This is a genomic window from Streptomyces sp. NBC_00464 (genome assembly GCF_036013915.1).
Taxonomy (GTDB): domain Bacteria; phylum Actinomycetota; class Actinomycetes; order Streptomycetales; family Streptomycetaceae; genus Streptomyces.
The window spans coordinates 3,965,593-3,983,903 of sequence record NZ_CP107899.1 but is presented as its reverse complement, the minus strand read 5'-3'; the positions used below and the strand labels follow the sequence as shown (position 1 = coordinate 3,983,903).

The window sequence follows — 18,311 nt, the reverse complement described above, 5'->3', positions numbered from 1 at the left end:
GCATACACCCGGCAACCCTAGGGCCTCTCGCCCCGCAGGACACGGGCGCTAATCTGAGGCGAGCGGGGACCGGTGCCCCGGCACGTAGGAGACCTGTGACCACGAAGTCCCGCCACCCACAGACCGCCGTCGTCGCGGTGGTCGCGCTCGGCGGCGCGGTGGGAGCGTCCGCCCGCTACGGGGCCGGGCTCCTGTGGCCCACCGCGACCGGCACGTTCCCGTGGACGACCCTCGTGGTCAACGTCGTCGGCTGCGCGGTGATCGGTGTGTTCATGGTGGTGATCACCGAGGCCTGGACGGCCCACCGCCTGGTGCGGCCGTTCTTCGGCACCGGGGTGCTGGGCGGGTTCACCACCTTCTCCACGTACGCCGTGGACATCGAGCGCCTCGTCGCCGGCGGCCGGGCCCGTACCGGTCTGGTCTATCTGGCACTGACACTGCTCGCAGCCCTCGCGGCGGTGTGGAGCGCGGTGTGGCTGACCCGCCGCGCACTGGAGACCGCCCGCCCGGGGCGGGAATCGGGAGAACGCCGGTGAACTGGCTGCTGGTGATCATCGGCGCCGCGGTCGGTGCCCCGCTGCGGTATCTCACCGACCGGGCGGTGCAGGCCAGGCACGACAGCGTCTTCCCGTGGGGAACCTTCACGGTCAACGTGAGCGGCTGTCTGGTGCTGGGCCTGCTGACCGGCGCGGTGGCGGCAGGCGCCGCGTCCTCGCACCTGCAGTTGCTGCTGGGGACGGGGCTCTGCGGTGCGCTGACCACGTACTCGACGTTCAGTTACGAGACGCTGCGGCTGGCCGAGGGCGGGGCACGGTTCTACGCGGCTGCCAACGCGGTGGCGAGTGTGGTCGCGGGTCTGGGCGCGGCGTTCGCCGGCGTCGCGCTCGCCGAGGCGCTCTGGAGCTGACACCGGACCTGGCACCGGACCCGAAACCGCACGCGCCGAGGCCCGGCCTCCCTTTCGGGGGACCGGGCCTCGGTGTGTGACAGTGCGGCGGCTCAGGCGTCCGGGCCGGGCGTCCCCAGGGCGGCGGAAGCCGCTTCCAGGGGGCTGAGCACCACGGGTGCGGCGGGGGCCGGGACGGACCGGCAGGTGAAGCCGAGACGCGAGAGCGCCCTGGTCACCTCACCGGCCGAGAAGTCGCGGCGGTCCTGCCGGGTGATGACCTCGCCCACCTGCTTGACGGGGTACACACGACGGCTGATGATCACCGATTCCCCGGTGACGGGTTCGGGCTTGATGCCCTTCATCGATTCCTCGACCTCGTGCTTGAACAGGTCGAACGGGAAGCGGGCGATGACGCAGCGCATAGTGCCTCAACGGGGTCGGGGACGGAACCGGGCGGGAACGCGGGTTTCGGTCAGGCGGCACGGTCGCCGGAGGAGCGGCGCGGCGCGCCACCGCCCCGCGACTGGGAGGAGGACGACGACGCCGACGACGAGGACGACGAGGAGCGGCGCGCCTGGGACGGCCGGCTGCGCCGGCCGCGGGAGGAGGAGCCGCCCTTGGGGCGCTCGGACGGCGGCGAGGTGATGGTGACGGGGATGCCCGAGGGCGCCTGCGCACCGGTGATCCGGCTCAGCTCGGCCTCGCCGGAGCGGACCTCGGCGATCTGCGGGGTGATCCCGGCGTCGGACATCAGGCGGGTCATCTCGCGGCGCTGGTTGGGCAGCACCAGCGTGACGACGCTGCCGGACTCGCCGGCGCGGGCGGTACGGCCGCCGCGGTGCAGGTAGTCCTTGTGGTCGCTCGGCGGGTCGACGTTGACGACCAGGTCGAGGTTGTCGACGTGGATGCCGCGCGCCGCGACGTTCGTGGCGACCAGCACCGTGACGTGTCCGGTCTTGAAGCGCGTCAGGGTCCGGGTGCGCTGCGGCTGGGACTTCCCGCCGTGCAGCGCCGCCGCCCGTACCCCGCTGCTGAGCAGGTGGTCGGTGAGCTTGTCCACGGCGTGCTTGGTGTCCAGGAACATGATCACCCGGCCGTCGCGGGCGGCGATCTCCGTCGTGGTGGCGTACTTGTCGGCGCCGCGGACGTAGAGCACGTGGTGCTCCATCGTCGTCACCGCACCGGCGGCCGGGTCGACCGAGTGGACGACCGGGTCGTGCAGGTAGCGGCGGACCAGCAGGTCGACGTTACGGTCCAGGGTGGCCGAGAACAGCATCCGCTGGCCCTCCGGCTGCACCTGGTCGAGCAGCTCGGTGACCTGCGGCATGAAGCCCATGTCGGCCATCTGGTCGGCCTCGTCCAGGACGGTGATGGAGACCCGGTCCAGGTTGCAGTCGCCGCGCTCGATCAGGTCCTTGAGCCGGCCGGGCGTGGCGACGACGACCTCGGAGCCGCCGCGCAGCGCCGCGGACTGCCGGCCGATCGACATGCCGCCGACGACGGTGGCCATCCGCAGCTTGAGCGAGCGGGCGTACGGGGTGAGCGCGTCGGTGACCTGCTGGGCCAGTTCCCGGGTGGGGACGAGGACCAGGGCCAGCGGGCGGCGGGCCTCGGCGCGCCGTCCCTCGATACGGGCCAGCAGGGCCAGACCGAAGGCGAGCGTCTTGCCGGAGCCGGTGCGGCCGCGGCCGAGCACGTCACGGCCGGCGAGCGAGTTCGGCAGCGTCGCCGCCTGGATCGGGAAGGGCACGGAGACGCCCTCGTTGGCGAGCGCCGACAGCAGCGGCGCGGGCATGTCGAGGTCGGCGAAGGCCTCGACCGCGGGCAGTCCCGGGGTGATGGTCTTCGGCAGGGCGAACTCGCCCTGCTTGGCGGCGGGACGGCGGCCGTAGCCACCGCCGGAGCGCTGGGCCGGGGCGCCGAAGCGTCCCTGGCCGCCGCCCTGGCGGCCCGGGGCCTGCGAGCGGAAGCCGCCGCCACCCGAACGGGAGCCGCCGGAACCGGTGGCTCCACCGCCGCGGGTGGTGCGGGAAAAGCGGTCATTGGAACGAGCTGTGCGATCGCGGTTCATACAGAACCTTTCCTCGATATGGCGCGTATCGAGGAATTCATTGCGGCGACGAGCGGCACAAGAATCGCAAGAACGGGCCGTTGGCATACGTGAACGAAGCCCGGCGGCCGGTCTTGAGCCGATACGGGCCCGGCAGAACCGGGTCCGGCGCTTCGCAATGACGGACGAGCCGGCCCGGAACACGGGCCTGCGGGTCTCGTCACGGGGCTCCTGCGGACCGGTGGTCCGGGAGCCATGGCGGATCGTCCGCCGCACGGTGAAGAGCGTGGGTCCTGTGCGCTTCCCCGGCGGCTCGTGGCGGTGATACCGGCACGGCGTGCACGGGGGCGGACCCGGGAAAAGCAACGAGCTGGGGCCCGCACCCAAGGTGCGGGCCCCAGCTGTGGATGCGCACTCAGCGCGTGAGCGCCGGTGTCATCGGATTCACGCGGGGGTGATGTTCTCCGCCTGCGGGCCCTTCTGGCCCTGCGTGACGTCGAAGTTCACCTTCTGGCCCTCCTGCAGCTCACGGAAGCCGCTGGCGGCGATGTTCGAGTAGTGGGCGAAGACGTCAGCGCCGCCACCATCCTGCTCGATGAAGCCGAAGCCCTTTTCCGCGTTGAACCACTTGACGGTGCCAGTAGCCATGTTTTATCTCCTTCTGGGGCAGAGCCCGGGGGCTGGCACTGTGCCAGTCCCGCGTCGCCGCGATGATTACCCCATCCGGATAATGAACCGGAAAATACAAAAGCGCACCCACCGGCCCATTTAGCCGAGGAGAGCACTTGGAGTCTTTGGGAACCACAACTGCAACTGGGATCTACAGTAGCACAATGAATGCGAGCAGGCGCGGCAAGTAATTACACTCCGTCCGGCGCGTCATAAACCTTCACCGGACATTGCGTAAAATTCTGTGCTTGCGGCTATAGATATTCGTCGCTCCGTGCTACAGCGCCACACAGCAGGCGCCTCACTGCCGGGCGAGAGGGCGAAACACGCCGGGCCGGGACCGGCGGGGACGAAGCGGAACCGACCGGCACATCACGCCCGAACGCGCACCCCGCACCACGCGCCCGCTCAGGACGTGCCGCGGTCCGGGGTAGGCCGGCGCAGCTCCTCGTTCAGCCGGAGCGCCTCTTCGAGCTGGTCCTCCAGGATCACGATGCGGCACGCGGCCTCGATCGGCGCTCCGCCGTCGACGAGTTCACGGGCGCGGGCCGCGATGCGCAACTGGTAGCGGGAGTAGCGGCGGTGGCCGCCCTCCGACCGCAGGGGGGTGATCAGCCGGGCCTCACCGATCGCACGGAGGAATCCGGGCGTGGCGCCGATCATCTCCGCGGCACGGCCCATGGTGTAGGCGGGGTAGTCGTCGTCGTCGAGACGGTCAGTGGCATGCGGAGGGGTTTCGGGGGGCATGTGCACCTGCCGCGTATCGCTGACTTCGTTGACCGAACGAGAAACTCTCATTGTGCGAGCCATCGTCTCTAGCATAGCCGCGAGAGATTTCCGGGGCCGGACGGGGGAAATAGTCTGATCCGACCCGGTCCCGGCGCTCCCGGACCCGCCTCCGGACCCCGCCCCCCGGGCACGCCCCGGAACCGCCGTCGCCGCACGTTCCACGAGGACCGGCCGGGGGTCCGCCAAGAACACTGACCGACTGGTCAGTTGATGACTGCCTGGCCAGAGGTCATAATGCAGACGTAGCCCTTCACGCATCCCCCGTCGTGAAGGGCTACACCCATGTGCGCACCGATCACCCGTACCGGACCCCGCGCACGGGCGGGCTCACGCAGGCGGGTTCGCGCAGGCGTTTTCACGGGCAAGGGACTCCCCTCGTGGTCCCCTGCCCATGTTTTTTCGAGTTAACAGTGACGTAGAGTGTTTGCGCAAGCCCGTTCCGGACACCGGAGCAGGATGCTCCACTTCATCCCTTTACGGTGTCCCGTCAGGGCTCCCGGGCAGCGGACGGCGCCTCGGGGTTGGTTACAGTACGAGCCCGTTGACCGAATCGAGCACCGCACGGAGCCGGACAGACGCCCGGGCGGTGGACGTGAACGTGGGGGCCGGATGGACAACGGCGAAGAACGCGCGCCGGAGCTGCGAACGCTGCGGCAGAAGGTCGAGTACATGGTCGAGAAGACCTTCCCCGGCCGCAAGATCTCGGGACGGGTCTTCGCCGACCTGGTCAAGGAGCGCGGCGGGTCCCTCTCCCACAGCTACTTCTCCAACATCCTCGCCGGCAAGGTGACCCAGCCGTCCGAGGACATCCTCAAGGCGCTCGGCCTCGGCTTCGGCGTGGACTGGCGCTTCTTCAAGGAGGAGTCCGAGGTCGTCGACGACGTCGTCGCGGGACTGCAGTTCCTGGCGAAGCGGCGTACCGGCGAGATCAGCGGGCTGGCCGGGCGCGGGCTGGACGAGGACGGACTGCCCCCGGAGCTGCTGCAGTTCGCGCTCGCCCTGCTGAAGGACGCGCAGGACCGGCAGCCACCGGCCGACGGCGAACCACGGGGCTAGGCCGGTGTCCATGCGCGAACTGCGGAAGGAGTGCGAGGCCGGGCTGGCCGCGCTCCCGCTCCCCTCCCCCTTCACGGTCGAGGGGCTGGTGGCGAACATGGAGGCGGCCGGCGGCCGCACCATCGTGCTGCACGAGATGCCCGACCGGCTGGCCCGCGTCAACACCGCCTGCGGGCTGCGGCTGAAGGCCGGCGGGACCAGCGTCGTGCTCTACCGCCGGCGCCCCACCGCCTACCAGACCCAGCACGTCATCCTGCACGAGCTGTGCCACGAGTGGTTCGACCACGGCACCTCGCTGGACGCGGAGCAGCTGCGGCGGCTGCTGCCCGTCTTCGACACCTCCCTGATCGCCCGGGTCGTCGGCCCGGACGCGCTGGGCAGCCCGGAGGCCGTGCAGGCCCGCGCCCAGTACGACACCCATGACGAGCGCATGGCCGAACTGGGTGCCTCGCTCATCCCCCGTATGGCGAGGGACGTGACGAGCGATGACATGGTGGGGCGGCTCGCCAACTCGCTGTCGCGCCCGGTCGCCCACCGCCGCCGCGGCCTGTTCCGCCGCACCTAGCACCGCCCCCCACTCCGTCCCCGTCCCCCACACCACAAGGACTTCCGCCGTGACCCCGCTCGATGTCGCCGGCTATCTGATAGCCGGCCTGATGACAGCCGTCGCCCTGTGGCGCATGCCGGCCGCCCTGTGGGGCGACGAGGAGGACCGGCGCCGCCGGGCCCTGTGGGGGTGTTACGCGGGGTTCGCCGCCGCGCTGTGGACCAAGACCCGTGCGGTGCGCATCGGGCTCAACGACAGTCCGGTGACCGACCTTTCGGTGCTGATCAAGCACTACACGGCGACGGTCGCGATTCTGGCCATTCTCAGCTACATCGTGGCGATCTACGGCCAGTACGCCGATGCCGGGGCCGTCCCGCGCCACGTACGGTTCGCGCGGATCGTCCAGCAGGTCGCGGCGAAGGCCTCCGTCGCCACGCTGGTGCTGCTGACGGTGCTGTTCTTCACCGTCGTCGACCGGTCCACACCGTCGGACCGCTTCGTCGCCGACCACGCCGGACAGGGGGGCGCGACGCTCTACATGAGCGTGTTCTACCTCTACCTCGGCGCCGCCTCCGCCGTCTGCGCCTACCAGTGGGCGCTCGCCACCGCGGGCGCGGCCCAGCGCCATCTGCGGGTGGGCCTGGGGATGATGACGTTCGCCATGGTCATCGGCGTCGGCTACACCGTCAGCCGGACGCTGTTCCTCTGGGTCAGCGTCATCGACCAGCCCGGCGAGGCCTTCGCGCTGAAGTTCGACCAGGTCACCGAGGCCTCGCAGGTGGCGCTGTTCGCCTTCTTCGCGATCGGCGCGTCCATCCCGGCGTTCAGCAACGTGCGCCGCCGGGCGAAGCTCTGGCACGCCCAGGTGAAGCTGCACGCGCTCTGGTACGAGCTGATGGCGGCCTTCCCCGACCAGCCCTTCGACCCCCCGGCCCCGCTGCTGCGCGAGCTGACGCGCTTCGGCACCCCGGCCGACCTGCGGGTCGACCGGTGGGCCGCGGACATCGCCGACGCGGTGGAGAAGCTGCGCCACTACGTGCCCGACGCGCTGCTGCCGGCCGCCGAGGCCGCCGCCGCGGACGGCAGCGCCGGCGGCAGCGCGGACCGGGAGCAGGCCGGGCCGCTGGCCGACGCCTACTGGATCAAGGCGGCGCTCTCGGCCAGGAGCGCCGGTGCACCGGCGGGCGAGGCGGCCGCCGTCGGCACCCAGCACGCCACCGACCAGGACGGCGAGGTCGCCTGGCTGGTCCGGGTGGCGGCGGCGTACCGCACGGTCACGCCGGAGCGGGCCCGGCAGGTCCTCGTATCGTCCGCAGCGGTCAAGGAGCAGGAGCAGCAGGCATGAGCACGAGCACCACCCACGACACGTCCGGCACGTCCACCGCGCGCACCGTGACCGACGTCTTCCAGCCGCGCAACCTCCTGCTGGGCGGCATGCTCGCCATCGGCCTGGCGGCGGCGGGTCACTGGACCGGGCTGCTGTGGGGGCTTCTCGGCGCCCTGTGCGCCGGGCTCGTGCCGGCCGGCTACATCGAGTGGGAGCGCGGGCGCGGCACCTGGGGCGACCGCCATGTCGTCGACCGGACCAAGCGGGCCCCGATCTTCCTCGTCATCCTCGGCTCCATCGGCGTCGGTTCGGCGGTCATGGTGCTGGGCGGCGCCCCCTCGGGCATCCTGACCGCGATGCTCGGGCTCTGGGTGATGACCGTCGTGCTGCTGGCCGTCAACACGGTCTGGAAGATCTCGGTCGACGCCTCGGTCGCCTCGGCCGTGGTCGCGCTGCTCGCCGCGGTGCACTCGCCGTGGTGGCTGTTCGGCTATGTGATGACGGCCGCGGTGTGCTGGTCGCGGGTCGCGCTCGGCTACCACACGGTGGGCCAGGTGACGGCCGGGACGGCGCTGGGCGCGGTGACCGCGGGTGCGTTCCTGTTCGGGTGAGCGGGGCGAGGCGTCGTTGAACCGGCCGCGCGCGAGGTCCATGGTGGATCCGTGCCGACATTCGAGATCACCACAGCCAGCGCGGACGACATCAGGATGATGGCGGACTGGGCCCATTCCGAGGGCTGGAACCCGGGACTGACGGACGGCCAGGCGTTCTTCGCCGCCGATCCGTGCGGCTTCCTGATCGGCCGCCTCGACGGGGTGCCCGCCTCCTGTGTCTCCGTGGTCCGCTACGGAACCGGCTTCGGCTTCCTGGGCTTCTATCTGACCCGTCCGGAACTGCGCGGACAGGGCTACGGGAGCCGGACCTGGGCGGCCGGGACGGCGCGGCTGGCCGGGCGGAACACCGGTCTCGACGGAGTGGTCGCGCAGCAGCCCAACTACCGTAAGTCCGGCTTCCGTCCGGTCTGGACGAACCTGCGGTACGAGGGGCTCGTCCCGGTCGACATCGCACCGCCGCCCGGCGTCACCCTGGTGGACGCCCGCACGCTGCCCTTCGGCCAGGTCACCGCGTACGACCGGCTGTTCTTCCCGGCGGAGCGGGACAGCTTCCTCGCCGCCTGGACGACCACGCCCGGACGCACCGCGCTGGTCGCGCTGTCCGGGGGCGAGGTGCGGGGGCTCGCCGTGCTGCGCGCCTGCCGGACGTCCTCGCGCATCGGCCCGCTGTACGCGGCCACGCCGGAGATCGCCCGCGCCCTGGTGAGCGCGCTCGCGGCCACCGATCCGTCCGCTCCCGTCGCCGTGGACGTGCCCGACGTGAATCCGGCGGCGGTGCGGCTGGCCGAACAGCTGGGGCTCACCCCGTCGTTCGAGACGGCCCGCATGTACACCGGGCCGACGCCGGACGTCGATCACACCGGGCTGTTCGGCATCACCAGCCTCGAACTGGGGTGATCCGCCGGGCGGCCCCGCGGGGCTCAGTCCGTCGCGCAGCCGTCGTCCGGGGCCACCGGCGGCCTCGCCCGTGAGGCCATCACGGCGATGTCGTCCTCGGCTCCCGGGCCGAAGCGGTCGAGCACCGCGTCCAGCAGTTCCTCCAGATCGCCGCTCCCCGGCAGGGTCAGCTCCTTGAGCCGGCCGACGGACACGTCGATGTCCTCGCCGCGCCGCTCCACCAGTCCGTCGGTGTACATGAACAGCACGGTTCCCGGTCCGCACTCCACCCGTGTCGTCCGGTAGCCGCCGAACCCGGTGCCGAGCGGCGGGCCCGCGGGCACGTCGCCCAGCCAGGTGCCGGCCGGTCCGGGGTCGATGAACACCGGTGGCAGATGGCCGGCGCTCGACACCTCGCACACCCCGCCGGTCCGGTCGACGACGGCGACGAGGCAGGTCGCCGCCCGGTCGAGCCCGGACCGCTCGACCATCCGGTCGAGCTGCTCCAGGATGCGGTGCGGCGGCAGTTCCTCGTCGGCCAGCAGTCGCAGCAGGGAGCGGTAGTGGCTCATCGCGACGGCCGCCTCGACGCCGTGCCCCATCACATCGCCCATCGCCTTGAGGTGGCGTCCGTCGGGCAGCGGGATGACGTCGAACCAGTCGCCGCCGACCAGCACGCTCCGGTCGGCCGGCAGGTAGCGGGTGGCGATCTCGATGTGCGGGTGCGGCGGACGCGGCTCGGAGAGCAGGGAGCGCTGGAGTTCCAGGGCGATGGTGTGCTCATGGGTGAAGCGGCGCGCGTGGTCGAGGTCGACGGCGGCCCGCCCGGCGAGCTCCCGGGCGACCACCACGTCCTCGTCCGTGAAGACGGGTGAGTCCCCGGCCCTGACCAGGCCGAGGACGCCGATCGGCCCGTTGCGCACGGTGACCGGCACGATGACGGCCGAGTGCATGCCGAGGGCCCGGTAGGTGGCCACCCGTTCGGGGGCGGGCGCGGAGCGGCCGAGTTGTTCGTCGCCGGTGAGGTTCTCGACGACGGGCTGGTTGGTGGCCAGGCAGCGCGGTACGGCCGCGTCCTCCTGGTAGTCGACGTAGTCACCGGCGACGCCGAACTGCGCGACCGCCTCGCGCAGCCACGGAACCGCCGTCAGCGCCGCCCGCCGCAGCCGGAGCACCCCGGGCGGTGCGGGGCGCACCGGCGGTGCGACGTCCCGCGGGAACACCTCGACGGTGGCGAGGTCGGCGAGCCCCGGGACGACGAGGTCGACGAGTTCCGCGCAGGTGGTGTCCATGTCGAGGGTGGTGCCGATCCGGGTGGTCGCGGCATCCAGGAGATTCAGGTGGCGCTGTGCCTGGGCGAGCAGGCGCTGGTCCTCGTCGGACGCCTTGACCTCCAGCACGATCCCGGCGACGCCCACGACCTGGCCGGCCACCTCCAGCCGGTGGTAGGCCCCGTGCCAGTAGCGCGTGGCGGTGCCGGACGCGGCGGGGGTCCGGCCGCTGGAGGTGATCTCGCGCGCCCGGCCGTCGGTGAGGACCGCGCGCATGAGGTCCTCGCGGGCGTCGACCTCGGGAAGCACCTCGGAGACCGTACGGCCCAGATGTGCGGCGGCCGGGACGCCGTTGAGCCGTTCGAGGGCCGGGTTCACGTACAGATAGCGCAGCCGGGTGTCGAGGACGCCCACCCCGGCCGTGGTGCCGTCGATCAGGGCCGCGAGCGCCACGATGTCGAGCGGCGACGGGATGTCCGCGTGCGCATCGGCCAGCAAGGCAACCTCCTGGGGCAGGGCGCGGGCCACCCGACTGCCCGGCCCTTCATCGTCAGACGGCCGCACCCCGCCCGCATCCGCAGACCGCCCGCCGCACCGCTCGTTCCGGACCGGCCGCCCCCGTGCACCGGCCGGTCTCAGTGCACCGGCATCGCACCCCCGGTCTCCGGCTTCCCCCGGGGCACCAGCACCGCGGACACCGCCGCGCAGCCGCCCGCGGCCACCGCGCACACGAGGAACGCGTCCGCGAAGCCGGTCACCGTGCCCGCCGCACCGCCGACTCCCGCGGCGGCCACCGTGGACACGACGGCGACACCGATCGACCCGCCCACCTCGTGGAAGGTGTTGACCACCCCGGACGCGAGCCCCGCCTCCTCGTGCGCGACCATGCCCAGCGCCGTCGTGGTGGCGGTGACGAACACCGCGCCGAGACCGAAGGCGGCCACCGCGAGACCCGGCAGCAGCGCCCCGTACACACTGCTGTCCGCGTCGACCCCGGTCAGCGGTACGCAGCCGGCGGTGGCGATCGCCATCCCGCCGACCGCGGTGGCCCGGCTGCCCACCGACGTGACGAGCCGCGAGCCCAGATGCGCGCCGGCGCCGACGGCCACCGCCACCGGCAGGAAGACGAGGCCGGTCCGCAGCGCCCCGAAGCCGCGGCCGTGCTGGAGGTAGACCGAGCCGAGGAAGAAGAACGCGATCAGCAGTCCGGTGGCGATCAGCATCAGGAACGCCCCGGCAAGCACCGGCCTTCGGGTGAACATCCGCAGGTCCATCAGCGGCTCCCAGGCCACCCGCTCGACCGCCGCGAACCCGGCGTACAGCGCCACGGCGGCCACGAGCGGCAGCAGCGTGGCGGGCGCGCCCCAGCCGCCGTCCCCGGCCTTGACCAGTCCGTAGATCAGCGCGCCGGTACCGGCCGTGACGAGCACCGCCCCGGGCACGTCGAGCCGGGCCGTGCCGGCCGAGGGTCGCGGTGCGCGCGCCGGTACGAAGACGGGGAGGGCGGCCAGCAGGGCCAGGCCGACGGGCACGTTGACGTAGAAGACCCAGCTCCAGCCGGGCCCGCCGGCCAGCGCGCCGCCCACCACCACCCCGATCGCCGATCCGGTGCCGCCGATCGCGGCCCACACCCCGAGCGCCTTGTTGCGTGCGGGGCCGTGGAACGAGGTGGTGACGAGCGACAGCGCCGCCGGGGCGGGCGCCTCGGAGGTGACGGTCTACAACCACTTCGGCAGCAAGGAAGCGCTGTTCACCGCGGTCATCGCGGGCGCGCTGGACGAACCGCTCGGCGGCGCGTCGGCGACGGCGCTCGCCGCCCTCGCCGAAGCCCCCGACCTGCGGGCCGCGTTCGTCGACGCGGCCCGCACCTGGGTGGCGGCCGTCCGCGGCAACGCCGATGTGATCGCCCTGCGCAATCTGGTGGCCGCCGAGCTGCACCGCTTCCCGGAGATCGCGCAGGCCTGGCAGGGCCACGGCCCCGAGGGCCACCACCCCGCCGTCGCCGACGCCCTGCGCGAGCTGGCAGGCCTCGGCCGGCTGGTCGTCCCCGACCTGGAGACGGCGATCATCCAGCTGTACGCGCTGCTGGTCTTCCCGCACCTGGTCTTCGGCTCGTACGGCACGACGATCGACGACGACGCCACCGACCGGCTGATCACCAACGGCGTGGACATGTTCCTGGCCTACTACGCCCCGCCCGTACCGCCCGACGCATAGGACCCGGGCGGCAGCAGCCGGTCCAGGTCCACCGCCCCCTCGTCACCCGTGGCCCCCGGCGGCAGCCGCAGCGCCTCGGCCACGGGTCCCGGCAGCGGCGCCCGGTCCAGCAGCCCGGCGACCAGAGCGGTCGTCAGACGGTGCCAGGCGGGGGCGCGTCGGAGCATCGCGTGGTCGCCGCCCTCCACGGTGACCAGGCAGGTCCGGGCGCCTTCCTTCCGGGCCCGTTCGGTGAGCGCGCGGGAGTCGGCCGGGTTCGTGACGCGGTCACGGGTGCCGTGCACCAGGACGACGTCCCGGCCGGCGAGCTGGGCGACCGGCTCGCCCCGGGGGCACCACGGGGCGAGGCCGACCACGCCCCGTACCAGCGGATGCCCCGCGGCGGCCAGCGCGGCCCGGCCGCCCATCGAGTGCCCGAGCAGCACGACCGGGACCTCCCCCGCCGTACGCCGCAGCTCGTCCAGGGCGCGTACGGCGTCGTGCAGCGGATCCGCCCGGTCGCCGTTCCAGCCCCGGTGCCCGTACCGGACGGCCCGTACCAGTACGTCCCCGGGCAGCGCGCCCCGCAGGCCGCGCGCGAACGGGCGCATCCGCACCCCGGGCAGGTTCAGCGGGCCGGGCCGCGGCGCCGTGAGACCGGTCTCCCGGCCGCCGTGCAGGACCAGTACCGCGGCGGCCGGCGGGCGTGGTTGCGTCATACGTACCTCCGGGTGCGGTGAGCGAAGCCGTACCGAGCATGCTGTACGGAGCACGGGCAGCACCCTCAGGCAGCGCCGGACAGCGAAGGACATCGCATGGGATCGTCACCTCAAATCGGCTCACAGGTCCAGGACTTCACCCTCGCGGGAGGTGCCCTCGACGGGGACGCCTTCGAGCGCCACGACTACACGCTCTCCGCCGCACGCGGCCGGGCCGTGGTCCTCGCCTTCTACCCGGGCGACAACACGACGGTGTGCACCAAGCAGCTCTGCTCGTACTCCTCGGGCATGGAGACCTTCGAAGGGCTGGACGCGGAGGTCTGGGGAATCAGTCCACAGGGTGTGGACAGCCACGAGTCGTTCGCCCGCACCCACCAGCTGCGCATGCCGCTCCTGGCGGACCCGGGCCGGGAGACCGCGCGGGCGTTCGGGGTGGCGGCGCCCGGGATCGGGGTGCGGCGTGCGGTGTTCCTGATCGACGCCGACGGGGTGCTGCGCTGGAAGCACGTGGCACTGCTCGGCGCCACGTTCCAGTCGCTGGACACGCTGGCGGAGCATCTGTCCGGCATCCGTAACAGGTAGAACACTGCCGGGATACAGCAGTGTCGGCGGTCGGGGATGTATGGGAACATCCAGCCAGTTCGACGGAAATGTTCGGGGGATTCCGCAGCCGGGAGGGGTGATCACGTGACCTTGTTCCTCGGTCTCGGCATTGCGGGAGTCGCGCTGCTCGCCCTGTCCCTGGTCTTCGACGGAATCCTCGAAGGACTCTTCGGGGGCTTGCTGGAAGGTCTCTTCAGCGGGCTGGTCTCCCTTCCGGTGATCGCCGGTTTCGTCTCGATGCTCGGATTCGGCGGCGCCATCGTGCTCGGCACGACCGGTGCCGGCACGATCGCCGCCACCGCCGCCGGGGTGCTCGCCGGGCTGGTCGCGGCCTGGTTGACCTGGAAGTTCAGCCGAGCCCTGATGCGGGATCAGACCCATGCCACGCCACGGGACGAGGACCTCGTCGGCACGTCGGGTTCCGTGGTCACGGCCATTCCGGCCGACGGCTACGGGGAGGTGCTGCTGCGACTCGGGGGGCAGCCCGTGAAGCTCTCGGCGAAGAGCCCGGTACCGGTCGCACGCGGCACCGAGATCTGGGTCGAGGCCACCCTCTCGACCACCTCGGTCTCGGTCCGTCCCGTCGAACGCTGAGCCGGCCCGCCGGCCCGCACGCCACCGCTCGCCACAGAACTGCCGTCCCCTGTCGGGAGGCAGAGGGGGACATCCTTATGAGTCCAGTCCTGATCGCCATCGTCGGAGTCGTCGTACTCCTCTTCCTGCTCGCCCTCGCCGTCATCACGCGCTACAAGGTCGCGGGCCCCAGCCAGGCGTTCATCATCACCGGACGCCGCGGCAAGAAGTCCGTGGACCCGGTGACCGGCCGGTCCAGCATCGACAACAGCGGCCAGAAGGTCGTCGTCGGCGGCGGCGTCTTCGTCGTGCCCTTCGTCCAGCAGAAGTTCACCCTGGACCTCTCCAGCCGGCACATCCCCGTCGCCGTGCGCGGCGCCGTCACCCTGCGCGGGGTCAAGTCCCATCTGGAAGGCGTCGCGATCGTCAAGGTCGGCGGCAGCGAGGACGCCATCCGGGCCGCCGCCCAGCGCTTCCTCCAGCAGCAGGACGGCATCGTCGGCTTCACCCAGGAAGTGCTCTCCGGTGCGCTGCGCGCCATCGTCGGCCGGATGTCGGTCGAGGACATCATCCGCGACCGCGCCGCGTTCGCCGGCCAGGTGGCGGAGGAGGCCGAGGCCAGCCTGTCCGGTCAGGGCCTGATCCTGGACGCCTTCCAGATCCAGGACATCACCACCGAGGGCTCCTACCTGGAGGACCTCGGCCGCCCCGAGGCCGCCCGCGCCAAGCAGGAGGCGGACATCGCCGAGGCGAACGCCCGCCGCGCCTCGGAGCAGGCCCGGCTGAAGGCCGCCGAGGAGATCGCCATCGCCGAGCGGACGTTCAACCTGAAGCAGGCCGAGATCAAGGCCGAGACGGAGGCGGCCGCCGCGAAGGCGAACGCCGCCGGTCCGCTCGCCGAGGCCGCCCGTCAGCAGGAGGTCCTCCAGGAGCAGGAGAAGGTCGCCGAGCGCCAGGCCGCCCTGACCGACCGCGAGCTCGACACCAAGGTCCGCAAGCCCGCCGACGCCGCGCGCTACCAGGCCGAGCAGGAGGCGGAGGCCCGCCGCATCGCCCAGGTCAAGGAGGCCGAGGCGGACGCGGAGCGCTCCCGGCTGACCGGTCAGGGCGAGAAGCTGCACCGTTCGGCGCTCGCCGACGCCGTGCGCATCGAGGGTGAGGCCGAGGCCGCCGCCATCGCCGCCCGGGGTTCGGCCGAGGCCGAGGCCATGCAGAAGAAGGCCGACGCCTTCGCGCAGTACGGCGACGCGGCCGTCCTCCAGATGCTCGTCGAGGTGCTCCCGCAGGTCGTCGCCAAAGCGTCCGAGCCGCTGAGCGCCATCGACAAGCTGACGGTGATCTCGACGGACGGCGCCAGCCAGCTGTCGCGCACGGTCACGGACAACGTCGCCCAGGGCATGGAACTCCTCAGCTCCACCACGGGAGTCGACCTCGCCGCGCTGCTCCAGAACCTCAAGGGCGCGGGCCCGAAGGCACAGGTCCCGGCCCAGCAGGACACCGCCACCGCACAGAACGGCAGGATCGAGATCGCCGACTGACGCCTCGCGTCGACCACCGCGTGCCCGGCCGGCTGCGCACCGGCCGGGCACGCGTGCGTCCGGGCGGGTACGGAACCGGCCACGAAGGCGGCGGGACCCTCCGGATAAGGTCATGGGCAGCTAAAGAGATCGCCAAGAACGTCAGAGACGCACACCGCGCTCCCCGGGAGGAAGCCATGGGAACCCACCGCACCACGCTGCCCGGAGTCGGCGTGCAGTACGACTACACCACCGAGTCGGGACAGCACATCTCGGTCGTCGTCCACCACGACGGCCGGCGGTTCATCGGCTTCTACGACCAGGACGACCCCGATTCCTGCAAACTCTCCGTACCCCTGACTCCACAGGAGGCCACCGGCCTCGCCCACCTCATCGACGCGGCGCCGATCGACGCCGTGCGGACCGAGGGCATCGACCTGGTCACCGAGCACATCCCGCTCGGGACGCGTTCCCCGTACGGCGGCCGGCTGCTCGGGGACACCCGGGCCCGGACCCGGACCGGGGCCTCGATCGTGGCGGTGCTGCGGACCCACAGCGCGCATCCGTCACCCGGGCCGGACTTCCGGCTCGCCATCGGGGACACGCTCGTCGCCGTCGGTACGAGGGAGGGCGTCGACACGCTCTCCGAGATCATTGCGGAGGGCTGACCGTGCACGACACGACCGCACTGCTGGTGGAGCTCGGCTCCGTCATCCTGGGACTCGGCATCATCGGCCGGTTCGCCGGCCGCGTAGGACTCTCGCCCATCCCGCTGTATCTGCTGGCCGGGCTCGCCTTCGGCGAGGGCGGGCTGCTGCCGCTGGGGGCGAGCGAGGAGTTCACCGCCGTGGGCGCCGAGATCGGCGTCATCCTGTTGCTGCTCCTGCTGGGGCTCGAATACAGCGCCTCCGAGCTCGTCACCAGTCTGAAGACCCAGTACCCGTCCGGGGCCGTGGACTTCGTGCTCAACGCGACCCCGGGCGCCGTCGCCGCCCTGCTGCTCGGCTGGGGTCCGGTGGGGGCCGTGGCCCTGGCCGGGGTCACCTGGATCTCCTCGTCCGGGGTGATCGCCAAGGTCCTCGCGGACCTGGGCCGGCTCGGCAACCGGGAGACGCCGGTCATCCTCGGGGTGCTGGTCATCGAGGACCTGTCGATGGCCGTCTATCTGCCGCTCCTCACCGCGATGCTCGCGGGCGTCGGCTTCGCCGGGGGCAGCATCGCGCTGCTCATCGCGCTCGGCACCGTCGGGTTCGTGCTCTACCTCGCGCTGCGGCACGGCAGGCTGATCAGCCGGGCCGTGTCCTCCGACAATCCGGAGATGCTGCTGCTCGTCGTGCTCGGGCTGACCGTCCTGGTCGCCGGGGTGGCCCAGCAGCTGCAGGTGTCGGCGGCCGTCGGCGCGTTCCTCGTCGGCATCGCGCTCTCCGGTGAGGTCGCGGAGGGCGCGCGCAAGCTGCTGACCCCGCTGCGGGACCTCTTCGCCGCCGTCTTCTTCGTGTTCTTCGGGCTCTCCACCGATCCCGCGGAGATTCCGCCGGTGCTGCTGCCGGCCGCGCTGCTGGCCGTCGTCACCGTCTTCACCAAGATCGCCACCGGCTGGTACGCGGCCCGTCGGGCCGGCATCGGATCGCGCGGGCGCTGGCGGGCGGGCGGCACGCTCGTCGCCCGTGGCGAGTTCTCCATCGTCATCGCCGGACTGGCCGTGGCGACCGAGCCCCGGATCGGGCCCATCGCCACCGCGTACGTCCTCATCCTCGTCATCGTCGGCCCGCTCACCGCGCGCTGGACCCAGCCGGCGGTCGAGCAGATCCGGAAGTGGCGCGGCAAGGACGACGGCCCGGCCGCCACGACCGGCGCGGGCCCGGACGCACGGGTGCCCGCCCCGAAGGAGGAGCCGGAGCCGGAGCTGGCCACGTCCGCGGACACTCCCTAAGGGGTCTCCTCGGGGGCGGTGAGGTCGGGCGCCCAGCCCAGGGGGAAGGCGTCCGCGCCGCCCCCGGGCACGGTCGGCTCACCGCCCGCCGCGGTGAACGCCGTCAGCGCGTCGATCAGCGCGGTGCACTGCTCCGGCGCGAGGCGTTCGACGATGGCGGCGACCTCCCGGCGGCGGGCGGACGTGACGTCCTCCACCAGCCGGCACCCCTCGGGCGTCACCCGCAGCGAGGTCTCCCGGCGGTTGGCCGGGTTGACCTGCCGTTCCGCCAGACCGGCGGCGATCAGCCGGTCCACCATGCGCATCGCGGTCGACGGGTTCACGCCGAGCCGCTCGGCGAGCGAGACGAGCTTGGCGTCCCCGTGCGTGGCCAGCACCACGAGCAGCCGGAACTGGGGCAGCGTCACCCGGTCCTCGACCGTCGCCAGCGAACGGGCGGACACCGCCACCAGCAGCCGCGACGCCGTGAGCACCGCCCGCGTCACCGCGTCGACGTCGTCCCTGCCCGGGGCGGACGGTCGTTCCTCAGATGACTGTTCGTGCGCGGCCATGCCTCTTTGTACCGTGCGGGACGGCCGTACTCGAATCCGGGCCGCGCCGAGGCCGAACCGGTGTCGAACCGGTACCGAATCCATCGCGCACCACCACGACACCACCATTGGACTGTGCAACGTTTGCACAG

General features: G+C 72.2%; 21 protein-coding genes. 13 read left to right on the top strand and 8 right to left on the bottom strand.

Annotated elements, in window-relative coordinates:
• Positions 1-95: 95 nt before the first annotated feature.
• Positions 96-536, top strand: coding sequence for a fluoride efflux transporter CrcB (gene crcB, locus OG912_RS17960; protein WP_326737253.1), 441 nt, complete (start codon positions 96-98; stop codon positions 534-536).
• On the top strand, positions 533-907 hold the full coding sequence (gene crcB, locus OG912_RS17955; RefSeq protein WP_327710235.1) for a fluoride efflux transporter CrcB: 375 nt from the start codon (positions 533-535) through the stop codon (positions 905-907). The genes crcB (OG912_RS17960) and crcB (OG912_RS17955) overlap by 4 nt, the downstream gene beginning before the upstream one ends.
• 92 nt (positions 908-999) lie before the next feature.
• Here crcB (OG912_RS17955) and OG912_RS17950 read toward each other — a convergent pair whose 3' ends face one another.
• From OG912_RS17950 to OG912_RS17935, 4 genes are all read right to left on the bottom strand, one after another.
• Positions 1,000-1,311 (bottom strand): SCO5918 family protein, encoded by a 312-nt coding sequence (locus OG912_RS17950; protein ID WP_326737255.1) that lies wholly within the window; start codon positions 1,309-1,311, stop codon positions 1,000-1,002.
• 50 nt (positions 1,312-1,361) lie between these two features.
• Entirely contained in the window at positions 1,362-2,960 is a 1,599-nt protein-coding gene (locus OG912_RS17945; protein ID WP_327710234.1) for a DEAD/DEAH box helicase, read from the bottom strand.
• A 423-nt stretch (positions 2,961-3,383) separates the two neighbouring features.
• Positions 3,384-3,587 carry a cold-shock protein gene (locus tag OG912_RS17940; protein WP_015609674.1) on the bottom strand — a complete coding sequence of 68 codons (204 nt, stop codon included), beginning with the start codon at positions 3,585-3,587 and terminating at the stop codon, positions 3,384-3,386.
• Between the two features lie 429 nt (positions 3,588-4,016).
• Positions 4,017-4,355, bottom strand: a complete 339-nt coding sequence (locus OG912_RS17935) for a MerR family transcriptional regulator (protein ID WP_327710233.1) — start codon at positions 4,353-4,355, stop codon at positions 4,017-4,019.
• A 651-nt stretch (positions 4,356-5,006) separates the two neighbouring features.
• Here OG912_RS17935 and OG912_RS17930 point away from each other — a divergent pair.
• Genes OG912_RS17930 through OG912_RS17910 form a run of 5 tightly spaced genes read left to right on the top strand, consistent with a single transcriptional unit; the run spans position 5,007 to position 8,838 of the window.
• Positions 5,007-5,453, top strand: coding sequence for a hypothetical protein (locus OG912_RS17930; RefSeq protein WP_326737258.1), 447 nt, complete (start codon positions 5,007-5,009; stop codon positions 5,451-5,453).
• Positions 5,454-5,457: 4 nt separating this feature from the next.
• Positions 5,458-6,018 (top strand): toxin, encoded by a 561-nt coding sequence (locus tag OG912_RS17925; RefSeq protein ID WP_326737259.1) that lies wholly within the window; start codon positions 5,458-5,460, stop codon positions 6,016-6,018.
• Between the two features lie 49 nt (positions 6,019-6,067).
• Positions 6,068-7,345 (top strand): MAB_1171c family putative transporter, encoded by a 1,278-nt coding sequence (locus OG912_RS17920; protein WP_327710232.1) that lies wholly within the window; start codon positions 6,068-6,070, stop codon positions 7,343-7,345.
• On the top strand, positions 7,342-7,938 hold the full coding sequence (locus OG912_RS17915; RefSeq protein ID WP_327710231.1) for a hypothetical protein: 597 nt from the start codon (positions 7,342-7,344) through the stop codon (positions 7,936-7,938). Before OG912_RS17920 ends, OG912_RS17915 begins: the two co-directional genes overlap by 4 nt.
• 51 nt (positions 7,939-7,989) lie before the next feature.
• Complete coding sequence (locus OG912_RS17910; RefSeq protein ID WP_327710230.1) at positions 7,990-8,838, top strand: GNAT family N-acetyltransferase; 849 nt, start codon at positions 7,990-7,992, stop codon at positions 8,836-8,838.
• A 23-nt stretch (positions 8,839-8,861) separates the two neighbouring features.
• Here OG912_RS17910 and OG912_RS17905 read toward each other — a convergent pair whose 3' ends face one another.
• Both OG912_RS17905 and OG912_RS17900 read right to left on the bottom strand, forming a co-directional pair.
• A complete protein-coding gene (locus tag OG912_RS17905; protein WP_327710229.1) occupies positions 8,862-10,586 on the bottom strand; it encodes a SpoIIE family protein phosphatase in 1,725 nt (574 codons plus the stop codon).
• 137 nt (positions 10,587-10,723) lie between these two features.
• A complete protein-coding gene (locus OG912_RS17900; RefSeq protein ID WP_327713465.1) occupies positions 10,724-11,773 on the bottom strand; it encodes an MFS transporter in 1,050 nt (349 codons plus the stop codon).
• Between OG912_RS17900 and OG912_RS17895 the strand changes: the two genes are divergently transcribed.
• Positions 11,760-12,305 carry a TetR/AcrR family transcriptional regulator gene (locus OG912_RS17895; protein ID WP_327710228.1) on the top strand — a complete coding sequence of 182 codons (546 nt, stop codon included), beginning with the start codon at positions 11,760-11,762 and terminating at the stop codon, positions 12,303-12,305. The genes OG912_RS17900 and OG912_RS17895 overlap by 14 nt on opposite strands.
• Here the strand turns inward: OG912_RS17895 and OG912_RS17890 are convergent.
• On the bottom strand, positions 12,275-13,003 hold the full coding sequence (locus OG912_RS17890; protein WP_327710227.1) for an alpha/beta hydrolase: 729 nt from the start codon (positions 13,001-13,003) through the stop codon (positions 12,275-12,277). The two genes, OG912_RS17895 and OG912_RS17890, sit on opposite strands and share 31 nt — an antisense overlap.
• A 96-nt stretch (positions 13,004-13,099) precedes the next feature.
• Between OG912_RS17890 and OG912_RS17885 the strand changes: the two genes are divergently transcribed.
• From OG912_RS17885 to OG912_RS17865, 5 genes are all read left to right on the top strand, one after another.
• Entirely contained in the window at positions 13,100-13,585 is a 486-nt protein-coding gene (locus tag OG912_RS17885; protein WP_327710226.1) for a peroxiredoxin family protein, read from the top strand.
• Between the two features lie 105 nt (positions 13,586-13,690).
• On the top strand, positions 13,691-14,200 hold the full coding sequence (locus OG912_RS17880) for a hypothetical protein (protein ID WP_326737267.1): 510 nt from the start codon (positions 13,691-13,693) through the stop codon (positions 14,198-14,200).
• 77 nt (positions 14,201-14,277) lie between these two features.
• Positions 14,278-15,717, top strand: a complete 1,440-nt coding sequence (locus OG912_RS17875; RefSeq protein WP_327710223.1) for a flotillin family protein — start codon at positions 14,278-14,280, stop codon at positions 15,715-15,717.
• 176 nt (positions 15,718-15,893) lie between these two features.
• Entirely contained in the window at positions 15,894-16,364 is a 471-nt protein-coding gene (locus tag OG912_RS17870) for a cation:proton antiporter regulatory subunit (protein ID WP_326737269.1), read from the top strand.
• A gap of 2 nt (positions 16,365-16,366) precedes the next feature.
• Positions 16,367-17,629: a cation:proton antiporter gene (locus OG912_RS17865; RefSeq protein ID WP_327710222.1), complete on the top strand. Its 1,263-nt coding sequence runs from the start codon at positions 16,367-16,369 to the stop codon at positions 17,627-17,629.
• Here OG912_RS17865 and OG912_RS17860 read toward each other — a convergent pair.
• The gene (locus OG912_RS17860) at positions 17,626-18,180 is read right to left on the bottom strand and encodes a MarR family winged helix-turn-helix transcriptional regulator (protein WP_327710221.1); all 555 of its coding nucleotides are present in this window, start codon (positions 18,178-18,180) and stop codon (positions 17,626-17,628) included. The genes OG912_RS17865 and OG912_RS17860 overlap by 4 nt on opposite strands.
• Positions 18,181-18,311: the final 131 nt, after the last annotated feature.

Coding starts and splice junctions, on each gene's coding strand:
- OG912_RS17890 (WP_327710227.1), bottom strand. CDS start 13,003: ATGACGCAACCACGCCCGCCGGCCGCCGCGGTACTGGTCCTGCACGGC.
- OG912_RS17860 (WP_327710221.1), bottom strand. CDS start 18,180: ATGGCCGCGCACGAACAGTCATCTGAGGAACGACCGTCCGCCCCGGGC.
- OG912_RS17870 (WP_326737269.1), top strand. CDS start 15,894: ATGGGAACCCACCGCACCACGCTGCCCGGAGTCGGCGTGCAGTACGAC.
- OG912_RS17945 (WP_327710234.1), bottom strand. CDS start 2,960: ATGAACCGCGATCGCACAGCTCGTTCCAATGACCGCTTTTCCCGCACC.
- OG912_RS17940 (WP_015609674.1), bottom strand. CDS start 3,587: ATGGCTACTGGCACCGTCAAGTGGTTCAACGCGGAAAAGGGCTTCGGC.
- OG912_RS17875 (WP_327710223.1), top strand. CDS start 14,278: ATGAGTCCAGTCCTGATCGCCATCGTCGGAGTCGTCGTACTCCTCTTC.
- OG912_RS17885 (WP_327710226.1), top strand. CDS start 13,100: ATGGGATCGTCACCTCAAATCGGCTCACAGGTCCAGGACTTCACCCTC.
- OG912_RS17935 (WP_327710233.1), bottom strand. CDS start 4,355: ATGCCCCCCGAAACCCCTCCGCATGCCACTGACCGTCTCGACGACGAC.
- OG912_RS17950 (WP_326737255.1), bottom strand. CDS start 1,311: ATGCGCTGCGTCATCGCCCGCTTCCCGTTCGACCTGTTCAAGCACGAG.
- OG912_RS17915 (WP_327710231.1), top strand. CDS start 7,342: ATGAGCACGAGCACCACCCACGACACGTCCGGCACGTCCACCGCGCGC.
- OG912_RS17930 (WP_326737258.1), top strand. CDS start 5,007: ATGGACAACGGCGAAGAACGCGCGCCGGAGCTGCGAACGCTGCGGCAG.